The organism is Runella sp. CRIBMP (genome assembly GCF_009905605.1).
Lineage (GTDB): Bacteria > Bacteroidota > Bacteroidia > Cytophagales > Spirosomataceae > Runella.
In genome coordinates, this window is record NZ_JAAAKZ010000008.1 from 136047 (window position 1) to 150797 (window position 14751).

9 protein-coding genes are annotated in these 14751 nt (G+C 47.0%); all 9 read left to right on the forward strand.

The annotated features are described in order from the left end of the window. Window positions 1-11: 11 nt before the first annotated feature. The 9 genes from GVN20_RS19095 to GVN20_RS19135 all read left to right on the forward strand — a co-directional run bounded on the left by GVN20_RS19095 (window position 12) and on the right by GVN20_RS19135 (window position 14647). Window positions 12-3386, forward strand: a complete 3375-nt coding sequence (locus GVN20_RS19095; protein ID WP_166559881.1) for a TonB-dependent receptor — start codon at window positions 12-14, stop codon at window positions 3384-3386. A 12-nt stretch (window positions 3387-3398) separates the two neighbouring features. Continuing rightward, entirely contained in the window at window positions 3399-5096 is a 1698-nt protein-coding gene (locus GVN20_RS19100) for a RagB/SusD family nutrient uptake outer membrane protein (protein ID WP_166559882.1), read from the forward strand. Window positions 5097-5181: 85 nt separating this feature from the next. Beyond that, the gene (locus tag GVN20_RS19105) at window positions 5182-6516 is read left to right on the forward strand and encodes a polysaccharide pyruvyl transferase family protein (protein ID WP_166559883.1); all 1335 of its coding nucleotides are present in this window, start codon (window positions 5182-5184) and stop codon (window positions 6514-6516) included. A gap of 17 nt (window positions 6517-6533) precedes the next feature. Further along, window positions 6534-7799 carry a polysaccharide pyruvyl transferase family protein gene (locus tag GVN20_RS19110; protein ID WP_229599123.1) on the forward strand — a complete coding sequence of 422 codons (1266 nt, stop codon included), beginning with the start codon at window positions 6534-6536 and terminating at the stop codon, window positions 7797-7799. A gap of 85 nt (window positions 7800-7884) precedes the next feature. Then, window positions 7885-9213: a GntP family permease gene (locus tag GVN20_RS19115; protein WP_166559884.1), complete on the forward strand. Its 1329-nt coding sequence runs from the start codon at window positions 7885-7887 to the stop codon at window positions 9211-9213. Window positions 9214-9385: 172 nt separating this feature from the next. Then, window positions 9386-10783: a glycoside hydrolase family 88 protein gene (locus tag GVN20_RS19120; protein ID WP_166559885.1), complete on the forward strand. Its 1398-nt coding sequence runs from the start codon at window positions 9386-9388 to the stop codon at window positions 10781-10783. Window positions 10784-10894: 111 nt separating this feature from the next. Beyond that, the gene (locus tag GVN20_RS19125; protein ID WP_166559886.1) at window positions 10895-12340 is read left to right on the forward strand and encodes an NADH:flavin oxidoreductase; all 1446 of its coding nucleotides are present in this window, start codon (window positions 10895-10897) and stop codon (window positions 12338-12340) included. Between the two features lie 55 nt (window positions 12341-12395). After that, window positions 12396-13166, forward strand: coding sequence for a 3-ketoacyl-ACP reductase (locus GVN20_RS19130; protein WP_166559887.1), 771 nt, complete (start codon window positions 12396-12398; stop codon window positions 13164-13166). A 179-nt stretch (window positions 13167-13345) separates the two neighbouring features. Further along, window positions 13346-14647: a Gfo/Idh/MocA family oxidoreductase gene (locus GVN20_RS19135; RefSeq protein ID WP_166559888.1), complete on the forward strand. Its 1302-nt coding sequence runs from the start codon at window positions 13346-13348 to the stop codon at window positions 14645-14647. The last annotated feature ends 104 nt before the right edge of the window (window positions 14648-14751 follow it).

The following is a 14751-nucleotide window of genomic DNA, read 5'->3' on the forward strand; positions in this document are numbered from 1 at the left end:
ATTTCCTGCGAATGAAAAGAACAATACAAATCCTGTTGTTGGGTGTATTGCTGGGAGGAGTACAGCCAAGTTTTTCACAACTTTTGGCCAGTGCGCAAACCGCACAAAGCAAAGACGCTCCTAATAAACCTTCCCAAAAGAAACTGAAAGAAGTTCTGCGCGAACTCAAAGAGCAGTATCAGGTCGATATTTTGTTTTTTGACCGCAACGTAGAAGGGTTGACGGTGATGAGCAACGTGGTTAAACCCAACGTGAAATTGGAGCAAAACCTCGACGCCGTGCTGAAGCCGCTGGGGTTGCGGTATAAAAAATCAAAGAACGGTGGCTACGTTATCAGTGACAAACGTGCCGAGAGGAGGTCGGACCAAAGTGAGGCACGATTTCCCGAAACTGACCTTCCAACCACCCCGAAAGCCGTAGGAAGCGCCGCCGAAAATGCCCTGAAAACGCCTTTTTCTGCCGTACCAGAAGCGGCCAAAATGGTTGATAAAATCGTAAAAGGTAAGGTGACCGATGCCGAAAAAGGCGAAGCCCTACCCGGTGTCAATGTGATTATTAAAGGAACCCAACGAGGTACTACGACCAATCCCGATGGAGAATTTTCGTTGAGCGTGGCCGATGATAACGTGGTGCTGGTTTTTAGTTTTGTGGGTTACGCAGCTCAGGAAATACCGGTAGGAAATCGCACACAAATACCTGTCTTACTGAAGATCGATGATAAATCGCTGGAGGAAGTAGTAGTTGTAGGCTACGGAACCGCCAAAAAGAAAGACCTCACCGGTGCTGTTTCGAGTGTTAATATTGAAGATACCCGGCTTCAGCCCAACACCAACGCCGCCCAAATTTTGAGAGGGACCACGGCGGGTGTTCAGGTGACAGACAATGGAAGACCCGGGCAAGCTGGCAACATACGAATCAGAGGTATCAATTCTATTTCGGCCAGTACGGCCCCGCTCATTGTATTGGATGGGATTATTTACGCGGGCGGCAGTTTGGCAGATATTAACCCTAATGATATTGAATCCATTGATATTTTAAAAGATGCCAGTTCTACGGCCATCTATGGCTCGTTGGCTACAAATGGTGTCATAGAAATTACGACCAAAAAGGGCAAATCTGGCAAACCGAAGTTCTCCTTGAATTCCTACATGGGAGCGTCAGATTATGCCTATTTGCCCAATTACAGGAACGCAGAGCAGTACTTGGCCGCCCGCAAAGACGCTGAACTTGCCGAAGGGGGCGCGGTGCCTTTCTCGGTCATTGAGTTGGCGAATATTGCCGCTGGAAAAACCATCAATCCTTTTGATGAAATCAAACAGGCGGCACCGATGTACAATTACGAGTTGAGTGTATCCGGCAAGACCGACCGAGTGAATTACTTTTTTTCGGGAGCTTATACGGGTTCAAAATCACCGGTCAAAGGAGACAATTTTACGCGTTTGTCAAGCAGGTTAAACTTAGGTGTACAAGCCACCGACTGGCTGAAAATCGGCATTAATTCGGGTTTTTCTTCTAGAGATAACTCAGGTATAAGAGCTTCGCTGTTAAACACTTCGTATCTAAGCCCTTATGCAAGTTTGTTTTTAGAAGACGGCGTATCGCCTAACCCCCTTCCTCAAAGTTGGGGCCTCGTATCGAATCCTATTTTGGGTACGCTCTTAGATAACAATAAAGCAGTTACAAATATTTTGTTTTCCAATGCCTACGCCGATGTAAGTATTTGGAAAGGCTTATCTTACAAATTGAATGCAGGATACACTCGAACAGACTCAAAAAGCTTTTTTTACAGCCCATCATACGCACCGTTGAACAGACCCGGTTCGGGTTCAAAACGACAGGGAGAAAATCAAAATTTGACGTTGGAAAACATTGTAAAGTACCAACAAAAAATAGCGAAAAATCACAGCCTTGATTTGACCCTGTTGTATGGAGTTTATCAATTGACCAGCCAATCGTCTTTTTTGTCAAGTCAAAATATATTTAATGATGCCTTAGGATATAATGCCTTAGAAATTGGTGAAGGATATGTCATTGATGCAAGTGCTGCCCAAAACCGGCAAGTTTCAAGCATGGCAAGGGTTGGCTATAATATCGCGAGTAAATATTTTTTCACATTAAGTATGCGTAGAGATGGTTATTCAGCCTTTGGCGCAGGAAAAAAATACGGGGTATTTCCGGCCGCTGCATTCAGCTGGAACATAAGTGATGAAGATTTTTTCAAGAACATCAAAAAAATAGATTTCCTGAAACTGCGGGCTTCGTGGGGAAGAAATGGAAACCGGGGCGTGAGTGAATACTCTTCTTTGAGCCAAGTGGGGCAAAACAACTATGTATTTGGTAATGGTTCACCCACATCCGTTGGTTTAAGCACCACCACCCTTGCTAACCCAAATCTCGGATGGGAAACCACCGAAAGTTTTAACATTGGCGCTGATATTCAGGCTTTTTCAAAACGAATTACCGCTTCTGTCAATTTTTATTCATCCAATACGTTTGACCTGCTGCTCAATCAAACCATTCCCAACACCAACGGATTTGAGAATTTTTTAAGAAATATCGGTGAAACAAAAAATACGGGCTTTGAATTAGACCTAAAAACCGTCAATATTCAAAAAGGTGACTTTACCTGGAATACGAATCTGGCTTTTTCATTGAACCGAAATAAGGTACTGAAATTGACCGGTCGAGATATCAACAAAGACGGCGTGGAAGATGATGATATTGCGAGCGGTTGGTTCATCGGCTATCCATTAGGTTTTAACTATGATTATGTTTTCGATGGTATTTTTCAGCAAGGCGAAGACCTTTCTTTAATTCCTGGTGCCAAAGCCGGTGATATTAGATTTAAAGACATCAGCGGACCCAATGGTGTGCCCGATGGTAAGATCACCCCTGCCGACCGAATGGTGGTAAGCAATAATCAGGCTAAATTTAACATGGGTATCACCAATATATTCAACTATAAAAACTTCAGCCTTTCTGTTGCTCTGAATATTAGAGAAGGTGGGTACAGTTCCAATTCACTTGTCAATCCCGGCTCTAACTTTTTTGACCAAGCCAATTTCTTGAATACACCTTATTGGACTGCTTCAAACCCGATCAATACAAATCCAAGAATAAATTACCGTAATCCATTGGGATATGGCTTTTATCAGGACCGAAGTTTCGTGAGATTACAAGATGTGTCGCTGTCATATAATGTACCCGAAAAATGGCTCAATAAAATTAAAATTTCGGGTTTACAATTGTACGTGAGTGGCAAAAACCTTCATACATGGACGAAATGGGACGGTTGGGACCCTGAATTTGGCGGCGGAGGCCGGGACCCCGGCAATAATGGCCCATTGCTGAAAACCTTCGTAGGTGGTATTAATGTATCATTTTAGAACCTTAAAAAGATGAAAAATTCAATTAACAAAATAACGATTATCGTACTTTGCCTGCTTGCCACGACCTCTTGTCAAGACGATTTTCTCAATGAAGTGCCCTTGGATAGGTTCAGCCCAGAAAACCTGTTGACCAATGCCGCAGGGTTTGACGCCGCAGTAGTGGCACTTTACGAGGGCGCAAGACAGGAGCATATCATTGCTTCTACCAATTTTGAGTACATGACCGTGGGCACCGACCAAACCCAATGGGGTCGAAATGATGCAAGAGGCAATAAAGATTATAGCCTGTTAAATTCAAATTTGGATGCCACCATTGTGTATTGGGATTGGGCCTACAAACAGATGATCGTGCGGGCTAATTTAATTCTTGAAAATATTGACAATCCTGCTCTGACCATTGCGGATGATGCGCGGAAAAATATCAAAGGACAAGCGTTGTTTTTCAGGGCCTATACGTATAATTTTTTGGCAAATATCTACGGAGGAGTGCCGATCGTGAAAGAAAGAATTGTTGAGCCAAAATTTGATTTTGTGCGTAATTCAAGGGCCGAAGTGCTGAGCTTTTCGGCAAAGGATCTGGAAGAAGCTACGACACTTTTACCCTTAGACGTAAAAGACGGCAGAATACCCCGCGCGGCGGCTTTTCATTTGTTGAGCGAAGTGTATATCTCATTGGGAATGGAAACCAAAGATGCCTCCCTGTATGATAAGTCCATCAGTGCAGCAAGCAAGGTCATCAACAAAGAAGCCGGTGATTATCAAATTATGACCACTCGGTTTGGTCCGGCGGCGTCCAAACCGGGCGATGTATTCTCGGATGTATTTGCCGACGGGCAAATCAATAAATCCTCCGGCAATAAAGAAGTGATGTGGGCCTGGCAGTTTGAGTCCACCACATTGGGAGGAGGTTATTCAGTAGCCTTGGCCAACAACAGCATACGGTATTGGGCACCGGAATATGACAGGCTCCAAACCCCCAACAGAATCTTAAATATATCTCCGGATAGTTTGGGTAGGGGCATTGGGGTAAATTCACCCACCAACTACGCCAAGTATGATGTTTGGGCCTTAGACCCCAAAGACATTAGAAACTCCAATTTTAACATCAGACGTACCTTTTACTATAACAACCCAGCCGATAAAGAATACTTCGGTAAGCCTATTTTAACCCGAAAAGTGAATGGGAATTTAGTTGTTTTAAAAAATGACGGAACGCCGACCACCATTGTACTTGATACGTTAAGACAATATTACCCTTATTTCAGAAAAATTGAAGGGGCTGCCATTAACGGCAATATACTTTCGGGCAATACGGCCAAAGATTTTAGCCGAATGAGGGTAGCCGAAACCTACCTGTTGCGAGCCGAAGCTTATTTTAGAAAAGGTGATCTGGCCAATGCCGCCAAAGATATCAATGTAGTACGGGCACGCGCCAAAGCCTCATTGATAAGTAGTTCTGAGGTGACGGAAGACTTTATTCTGGATGAACGTACCCGAGAATTGATCGTGGAAGAACCGCGGTTACGTACGCTCATTCGTATGGGAAGATTGGTGGATAGGGTTAGAAAATACAACTCAGCACCTTCTGTGCCAAACGGGCCTTCTTCTGGCAAAACCATTCAGGATTTTAACCGATATTGGCCCATTCCCCAAAAAGTAATTGATGCCAATACGGGGGCAAAATTGGAGCAAAACCCAGGCTATTAATCAGTAATGTTGTAAAAACATGGGTTTCCCTCGGGCAAAAAAGAAAAAAAGGCCGTTTCGGAAATAGACAAACATCCAATACCTCATGAATACAGACAATCGCCGGGAGTTTCTTAAAAAAACAACCTTATCTTTTCTTCCTTTTGTGCTCCCTGCGGGTATGGAAGGGGAAAACGAAGGCGCACATCAATCATTAAAAACCCCGACCATTCTGCTGCGTTCGTCGTGGAATGACAATAATATCGGAGACATCGGGCACACGCCCGGTACGTTGCGATTGTTGGAACGCTACGTCCCTGAAGCCCAAATTATTTTGTGGCACGCCCAGCCTCGACCCGTGACGGAGGCACTGATTATTAAAAACTTCCCCAAGGTGAAGATCGTTCATGGGGCATTTTTTAATCAGGATGAGTCATTAACGGGAGAGCTGAAAGCGGCCTTTGAACAGGCGAATCTGTACATCCATAATTCGGGAATGCCCATGAATTATGGCCTGTTCAATTATGAATGGGGCTCGACTATGTCCAACCTCGCTCCATTTTATTACTGTATCGAAAACAATATTCCGTTTGGGCTGTACGGACAGTCGTTTGATAAGTTTGCGCCGCCTTCGATGTCGCTTTACCGCGATGTGCTCAACCGGGCTGCTTTCATTTATTGTCGGGATGGCGATTCGGTGAAGTTTCTGAAAGACAATCAATTCAAAACGCCGATTCTTGAATTTGGCCCCGATGGCTGTTTTGGTATTGATGTTCGTGATGAAGCAAAAGGATTAGCCTATCTTAAACAGGCAGGACTGGAAGAGGGGAAATTTTTGGTGGTGGTGGTTCGTACCAACACCCCGCATTTGAATACTTCCGGCAAAGGCGATCTGATGAACCCTGCCCCAAGTCTCGAACAGCAGCAACAGGACAGCCTGCGGCTCGGTAAAGTGAAAGACCTCATCACGCAGTGGGTACAGACCACCGGCCTCAAAGTGCTGATTGCGCCCGAGGCCCTCAAAGAAACAAAATACGCCAAAACCATGCTTTACGACCAACTGGACGCTGATATCAAAGCCAAGGTCATTTGTCGTGAAACCTTTTGGAGCGCCGACGAAGCCATGTCGGTCTATGCCCGGGCCCATTGCATGTTTGGAATGGAGCCGCACTCGCTGATCATGGGCTTAGCGTTGGGCGTACCCGTCGTTCACGCCCGTCCGTTAAAGCACGGCCGCAAAGGCTGGATGTTTCGGGACATTGGCGTACCGGAGTGGCTGTTTGAAATTGACCAAGACCCATCGACGGCTATTACGGGAGCCGTGATGGCTATTCATCAAAACTACCCCGCCGCCAAAGCAAAAGCCAAAAAAGCCATGGATTTTGTGAAAAACCGACAAAAAGAAACCATGTCGGTGGTGAAAAAACTGGCATTAACCTAATAATACTATCCTCAACCATGAATCGTCGCCAATTTGTTAAACAGACTGGGCTGCTTTCTGCGGCTGCTTTTGCTCCTTTTATTACCCAAGCTGTTAACAAAGAAAATCCGGTATTGCTCATTACGTCGGGCTGGCAGGATGTTAATATCGGCGATATTGCCCACACGCCTGGTCTGATCGGGTTGTTACAAAAAAGACTCCCCAAGGCCAAAATCATCCTTTGGAAAAAGAGCAAAAGTGAGAAAGTGGAAACCATGCTCAATAAGTACTATCCAAACGTCAGAATCATACACGGCGCGGTGGATAAGAGCTTTGTGCCGCAAACCGACGAAGTAAAAAAGGCGTTTCAGGAAGCCGATTTCTTTATTCACGGCTCGGGGCCATCGGTTGTGGCGGCTGATTATGTAGAATCGTGGTACAAACAAACGCAGAAGCCTTTTGGAATTTTCGGCGTTACAACCCAGAATGTGACGCCCTCCTTGAAAGACTTGCTGCAACATGCGTCGTTTATTTTTACCCGCGAAACGGCCTCCATTCAAAAACTGAAAGAGGCGGGATTGGAAGGTAACCACATCGCCTTTGCTCCCGATGCTACCTTCGTACTGGAAATTCATGACGATGCCAAAGCCGACCAATTTATCAAAGATAATAAGTTGGAACACCGCAAGTTCATCTGTGTCATTCCTCGACTGCGGGTTACGCCTTACTACAAAATCAGGGCCAATAATGCCGGCTACACCGAAGAGCGCATGAAAGAAATCGAAACGCTGAACGATAAATGGAAAGAGATTGACCACGCCAAAGTGCGCGAGGCAATGGTGGCGTGGGTGCGCAAAACGGGCAATAAGATCGTAGTTTGTCCAGAAATGACGTACCAGGTGGATATTATTGATGAACTACTGGTCAATCCGTTGCCCGATGATGTCAAACCATTTGTCGTCAAGCACGGCTATTGGCTTCCCGACGAAGCGGCTTCGCTCTACGCTCATGCGCACACGGTGCTGAGCTATGAGTGCCATTCGCCCATCATTGCCATCACCAACGGTACACCCGCCTTTTACCTGCGTCAGCCCGAAGATACCATCAAGGGCCAAATGTATTATGACCTCGGGTTTAAAGATTGGACGTTTGAGATCAACGATACCACTGGCAAGCAGATCACCGACCGGTTGATGCAGGTCAATGACAATTACAAAGAAGCACTCAAAAATGTGAAGCAATCGCTGGTTAAAGTAAACAAACAATATGACGAAGCCTTTGCGATTATTAAGCAAAAAGTATAGGGTATAGAGGTAGAAAGTGAGGCCGCAAACAGAAAGTAGAAAGGCCGTTTCCCGCGCTTTTCTGACTACCTAAAACCTCACTTTCATGAACCCGCATTTTTATCCCCTTGCTATCTTTTTGGTATCTATTACGGTGTTGCTTTTTACAATCATCCGCCTGAAAATCAATCCATTTGTGTCATTGCTGGGGGTGGGGTTGCTCACAGGCGTAGCCATCGGAATGCCGCTTGATGAGGTAACGAAGCAAATCTCAACGGGTTTTGGACAAACCCTTGGCAGCATCGGGATTGTGATTGGGTTAGGAATTGTGCTCGGCAACCTGCTTGCTGAGGCGCGGGCCACTGAGCAAATTGCGGCGCTCCTGCTGCGGGCCGTAGGTAAAAAAAATGCGCTGCTGGCCGTTAATCTTACGGGTTATCTGATTTGTATTCCTGTATTTCTCAACGCAGTATTTATCATTTATATGCCCATTTTGCGGGACATTTCCCGTAAAACTACTCTGCCGTTAATTTCTTTGGTGACGGCGTTGCTGATTGGCGGTTTTGCTACGCATTGTTTGGTAATGCCTACGCCAGGGCCGTTGGCCGTGATGGGTACGCTGAATCTGCCCTCGGGGCAGTTTATCGGTTGGTCGCTGTTGGTGGCGTTGCCTCCAGCATTGCTAGGGTTGGTGGCTGCCAAGTACCTGATTAAAATGCCCCACATGCAAATTGCCGAGCCTAATGGTACTGCGGAGGCCGTGCTGGAAGATGACCGTAAAAAACCTTCGGGCGGTCTTTCATTGTTGCTGCTTCTCTTTCCGATTCTATTGATTTTGTTTGGCAGTGTCGTGTCTGAAATGATGCCTAAAGGTACCGCTAGCCGTCAGATAATCGCTTTTTTGGGAGATAAAAACGTGGCGATGTTGCTGGGGGTGATTCTGGCGGGAGTTTTACTGCGTCCTTATTTCAAGAAAACTTTTGAAGAACTCATCAGTGAAAGCGGCGCTTCGGCGGGTTTGCTGACGCTGATTGTGGGCGCGGGCGGTTCGTTTGGCGCCATTATCAACGGCTCGGGCATTGCTACGGCCCTTGTTGAGTGGCTGTCGTCCATGAATATGTCGCTCTTGATGTTGGGCTTTGTATTGACGGCTATTTTGCGAGCGGCCCAAGGCTCGGCTACGGTAGCGGCCGTAACTACATCCTCCATTGTGGCACCCATGATTGCCGTGGCGGGGGCCAATCCCATCACGGTCGGACTGGCAATCTGCTGCGGTAGCATGTGCTGCTCGTTTCCCAATGACTCGGGTTTTTGGGTTATTTCCCGCTTTTCGGGTATGACCGTAGGACAAACCCTGCGGGCCTGGACCTTGGTCAGTACGCTGAGCGGATTTGTTGGCATGGCGCTTACCCTGCTGATTGACTTAACTTGGTAATCGTGGATGTGGTGCCTACTTTTGGGGTTTCTTATGCCTGTTTTTAATCTGAAAACGCAATTTAGACCCGAATCAAAAGTAGATTTTAGGGGTAAAATGTTTTGTTAAAAGTAAATAATGAACACAGCGATTGTTTTCATTTCAGCACGTTTAACCTCCTTTTACACCCTGAATGATTCACATTAACCCCACCCTTACGCCCACTGATTTGTCGGCCAAATTGCAGCGATTCTGGGCGCTTTCGGCCCAAAAAATCCGTTTGATTGAAGAAAATTATGACGTTGCCAACGGCTCTCCCGTTTTTACCGTAAAAGGCCAATATACCACTCGTGGTTGGACTGAATGGACGCAGGGCTTTCAGTTTGGCTCCGCCATTTTACAGTTTGATGCCACGGGCGAAACCGATTTTCTAGAATACGGGCGCAAAAATACCCTCGCCGTAATGGCCCCGCACGTGAGCCACATCGGCGTACACGACCACGGATTCAACAACGTCAGTACCTACGGGAATTTGCTGCGGCTGATGCACGAAGGCAAGATTGAGTTCAATGAGTGGGAGAAAAATTTCTACGAACTGGCCCTCAAAATCTCAGGCGCGGTACAGGCAAGCCGCTGGACTTCTATCAAAAACCGTGACGGTGGACTGGGCGGTTTTATTCATTCTTTCAACGGCGCTCATTCGTTGTTTGTTGATACCATTCGTTCGTGCCGGGCGTTGGTGGTGAGTCACCAACTGGGGCATGTGTTTCAGGGAGAAGGAGACCTGAAAATCAATCTGCTCGAACGGGCATTGCTGCACATCAAAGCCACCGCCGACTTCTCGGTATTCTACGGCGAAGGCCGCGATTCATACGATTTGTGGGGCCGTACTGCCCACGAGAGTGTTTTCAATACCAAAGATGGCAACTTCCGTTGTCCCAACTCGCAACAGGGCTACACTGGTTTTAGTACTTGGACGCGCGGTTTGGCCTGGGCCATGTGCGGTTTTCCTGAGCAACTCGAAGCCTTGGAAAGTATTTCTGATGCTGAATTGGTGTCTTTTGGCGGGCGCGAAGCCGTCGAGGCTATGATGCTCAAAGCCGCCCGCGCTACCTGCGATTTTTACATCGAACATACCCCTACCGACGGCATTCCGTATTGGGATACAGGCGCGCCCAATCTCCATAAATTGGGAGATTATTTAAACCGACCTGCCGACCCGTTCAACGACCACGAGCCCGTCGATAGTTCCGCCGCCGCCATCGGTGCGCAGGGATTGTTACGTTTGGGCAACTATTTGATAGCCAAAGGAGATGCGGAGTCAGGGAAGAATTATTGGCAGGCAGGTTTGACGGTTTTGAACTCATTACTCGAAGAGCCTTACTTAAGCACTAACCCCCATCATCAGGGCTTGTTACTGCATTCCATTTATCACCAACCCAACGGCTGGGATTATGTGCCTGAAGGTAGTAAAATTGCGTACGGTGAGTCGAGCATGTGGGGCGATTATCACATTCGGGAGGCCGCGCTGTATGTGCAGCGGATGATTAATAAAGAGCCTTATTACGCATTTTTAAATTGTGTAAAATAAATATTAGTGGGTAGGTTGAGTTTGGACCACAGGTCTGGCTTGTAAAAGAAAGGAAACCTACGTTTTTCAAAACCGAATAACAGATAATAATTAACGGCTAACGAAACCTCCATGTCTACCAAATTCAAACCAAAATATACCCGAGTAGCGCAACTCAAAACGGTGTCTGACTTAAAAAAGTACTTGGAAACGGCTGAAGTTGATTTGTCTTTTGACGAAACCTTACTGCCGCCCACGGAAAGCCCATTCAATACCGCCATTTCGTTAAAATCAGGCAAAACCATCGGAAATAGCCTTTGTATTTTACCGATGGAAGGTTGGGATGGAACCTTGGACGGAAAACCTACCGAATTTACCAAAAATCGTTGGGTAAAGTTTGCCGTCAGCGGCGCCAAATTGCTGTTTGGCTGCGAAGCGGTGGCCGTTTGCCACGAAGGCAAAGCCAACCCCAATCAGCTGGTGATGAGTGAAGACAATTTTGAGGAATATGTCAACCTACGCCAATTGATCTTGGATAAACATACAGAGAAATTCGGCACTGCTGACGATTTGGTCATTGGCCTGCAATTGACCCATTCGGGGCGGTTTTGCAAGCCCAACAGTCACAAAAAATTTGAATCGAAGATTCTTTATTCGCATCCTTTTCTCAACCAAAAGTTTGGCATGGATGCTGATTATCCCGTCCTGACCGACGAAGAAATTGATGAAATTATCGAAAAATACGTCAAAGCGGCCGTGTTGGCGCAGAAAGCAGGCTTTGATTTTGTAGACATCAAGCATTGCCACGGCTATTTGGGTCATGAATTTTTGAGTGCGGTAGATCGACCTGGCAAATACGGCGGTAGTTTTGAAAACCGTACACGCTACCTGCGCAATATTGTAGCGGGCATTCAACAAGCGGCGCCGGGCTTGGAAATGGGTATTCGGGTGAGTGCATTTGACTTTTTACCGTTTAAAAAAGGCCCAAACGAACAGGGCGAGCCCGAAAAAGCCGAAACTTATCCCTACGCCTTCGGCGGCCGGGAAGATGGGTTAGGCATTGATTTAGAAGAGCCTAAAGCCTTTTTGGAGTTGGCGCAAAGTCTTGGAATTCAGATGATTTGTATTACAGGCGGGAGTCCTTATTACAATCCGCATTTGATGCGCCCTGCGCTCTTCCCACCCTCTGACGGCTACCAGCCACCAGAAGAGCCGTTTGCAGGCGTAAAAAGACAAATTGATGTAACGGCCCAGCTTAAAAAGGCTTTTCCTGAGTTGGTTATTATTGGTTCGGGCTACTCGTATTTGCAAGAATGGCTACCCAACGTGGCCCAATACGTACTGCGCAACGGCATGGCCGACAGCGTAGGCTTTGGGCGTATGGTGTTGTCGTACCCCACCATGCCCGACGACATGGCCAATGGCCGTCCCATGACGCGTAACCTCATTTGCCGTACGTTTTCAGATTGTACCACTGCGCCAAGAAACGGCATCATTTCTGGCTGTTATCCTTTGGATCCGTTCTATAAAAAACGCCCCGAGGCCGAGGAGTTGAAGGCGATCAAAGAGAGTTTGTAGCTATTTACTAACGTCGGCAGGGGTGAAACCCCTGCCGACGTTCATTTTAAACTTTATGAAAAAAGTAGCATTTGTAACGGGCGGTAGCCGAGGAATTGGCCTGGGAATTGCCGAGCACTTGGCCAAAAAAAGCTTTAATTTGGCGATCAATGGCGTTCGTGACGAAACCTCTGTTGAAGAGGCATTGGCACATTTACGCAGTTTAGGCGCAGAGGTGATCTACTGCCAAGGAGATATTGCGTCGCATGAAGCAAGAACTGCGATGTTAGAGAAAATCAAATCTCACTTTGGAGGTCTGAATGTACTGGTCAACAATGCCGGCGTAGCTCCAAAAGTCCGCGCCGATATTTTGGAAGCCACCGAAGAAAGCTTTGATTATGTGGTCAATACCAATTTGAAAGGAACCTATTTTCTGACCCAAGCCATGGCCAACTGGATGATTCAGCAAAAAGCTAAAAACGATGATTTTGAAGGCTGTATCATCACCATCTCCTCCATTTCGGCAACCGTTGCCTCCGTCAATCGCGGTGAGTACTGCGTGGCCAAAGCAGGTTTAAGCATGACCACGCAGTTGTTTGCGGCGCGTTTGGGCGAATTTGGAATCCCTGTCTACGAAGTCCGCCCGGGCGTTATCAAAACCGATATGACCGCAGGCGTTACCGATAAATATGATAAGCTCATTGCCGATGGCCTCACCGTGCAACCGCGTTGGGGCTTTCCCGACGACATCGGAAAAGCCGTAGCCGTCATTGCTGAAGGCGCGTTCCCATATTCGACGGGGCAGGTGTTTATGGTAGACGGCGGACTGACGCTGGCGCGGTTGTAACCTCGGCAGTTTGTTTGTACTATCCGATAGGGCAGAAAGACCGTTTGACTGAGCGATTTGGCTGGTTGTAATAAAAGCAGGGGAAATTGGTCGTCAAAACTGATTTTTGGCCTTCAAAACAAGTATGTACGCTTCTTAGAGTTCTTACTAGGGTTAGAAGTAATTCAAACCCTTAACAAATGAAACATATCCCCTTTTCACGACGGAAATTTCTAAAAACGGCAGCCTTAGGTACGGCGGCGGTAGGGATTCCGACCATTATTCCTGCCCATGCTTTTGGGGCCAATGACCGCGTGCGCGTGGCGGTAATTGGTGTAAACGGTCGCGGTAAAGACCATATTTCTGGGTTCTCAAAACTGGCAAATGTAGAAGTAGCTACCCTATGCGATGTTGATAACGTTGTGCTTCAGGAGCGCGCGGCCGACTTTGAGAAGAACTACAAAAAGAAAGTAAAGACGGAACAAGATTTGCGGAAAGTCTACGAAGATAAAGACATTGATGCTGTGAGTATTGCCACACCCAACCATTGGCACGCGTTGGCGGCTATTTGGGCGTGTCAGGCGGGAAAGGATGTCTACGTAGAAAAACCCGCTTGTCATAATATTTATGAAGGTCGCAAACTGGTCGAAGCCGCTACTAAATACAACCGTATTGTACAGCACGGCGTGCAGTTGCGCAGCTCGGTGGCCATTCAGGAGGCCATTAAACACCTGCGCGACGGCCTCATTGGAAACGTTTACATGGCCCGCGCCTTGATATTCAAATGGCGGCCCGATATTGGCAATCAGGGACCATCGGCAGTACCTGCGGGCCTGAACTGGGACTTATGGCAGGGACCAGCGCAAGCCCGTGAGTTCTCTAAAAACTACGTACATTACAACTGGCACTGGTTTTGGGAATATGGCAACGGCGACATCGGCAACCAAGGTATCCACGAAACCGACCTCGCTATGTGGGGGCTCAACGTAGGGTTGCCCGAGGAGATTACTTCTACGGGCGGTAAATTCCTTTGGAACGACTGCAAAGAAACTCCTGAGACGCTCACGTCGAGTTATATTTATCCTAAACAGAAAAAAATAATCGAGGTGGAAGTGCGCCCTTGGATGACTAATAAGGAAGACGGCGTGGAAGTAGGAAACCTTTTCTACGGCGACAAAGGCTACATGGTTATCAATGGCTACAACGATTACAAGACCTATCTTGGCAGGGAACGGACTCCTGGCCCAGCCCGAAAAGAGGGCGGCGACCATTATAAAAACTTTGTGGATGCGGTGCGCGCGCAGGATAAAAAACTCTTGAACGGCCCCGTAGAAACGGCACACATGGCGGCTTCGTTGGCGCATTTGGGCAATATCTCGTATCGACTGGGGCGCACGCTCAAGTTTGACCCCGAAAAAGAAACGTTCGTCGGTGACAAACAAGCCAATGCCATGCTCACCCGCAAATACCGCGCACCGTTTGTTGTACCTGATAAAGTATAAATCTTCTCAACCACAGAGGAATGGAGAACCACAGAGAGACTTTTTTTTACTCTGTGTTCCTCAGTTCCTCTGTGGTTTAATTTTTTGCGCTTAAAAATAATTTT

Bases quoted from the DNA above. Each gene is read 5' to 3' on its own strand.
- GVN20_RS19095 (WP_166559881.1), top strand. From the start codon at position 12: ATGAAAAGAACAATACAAATCCTGTTGTTGGGTGTATTGCTGGGAGGA.
- GVN20_RS19100 (WP_166559882.1), top strand. From the start codon at position 3,399: ATGAAAAATTCAATTAACAAAATAACGATTATCGTACTTTGCCTGCTT.
- GVN20_RS19105 (WP_166559883.1), top strand. From the start codon at position 5,182: ATGAATACAGACAATCGCCGGGAGTTTCTTAAAAAAACAACCTTATCT.
- GVN20_RS19110 (WP_229599123.1), top strand. From the start codon at position 6,534: ATGAATCGTCGCCAATTTGTTAAACAGACTGGGCTGCTTTCTGCGGCT.
- GVN20_RS19115 (WP_166559884.1), top strand. From the start codon at position 7,885: ATGAACCCGCATTTTTATCCCCTTGCTATCTTTTTGGTATCTATTACG.
- GVN20_RS19120 (WP_166559885.1), top strand. From the start codon at position 9,386: ATGATTCACATTAACCCCACCCTTACGCCCACTGATTTGTCGGCCAAA.
- GVN20_RS19125 (WP_166559886.1), top strand. From the start codon at position 10,895: ATGTCTACCAAATTCAAACCAAAATATACCCGAGTAGCGCAACTCAAA.
- GVN20_RS19130 (WP_166559887.1), top strand. From the start codon at position 12,396: ATGAAAAAAGTAGCATTTGTAACGGGCGGTAGCCGAGGAATTGGCCTG.
- GVN20_RS19135 (WP_166559888.1), top strand. From the start codon at position 13,346: ATGAAACATATCCCCTTTTCACGACGGAAATTTCTAAAAACGGCAGCC.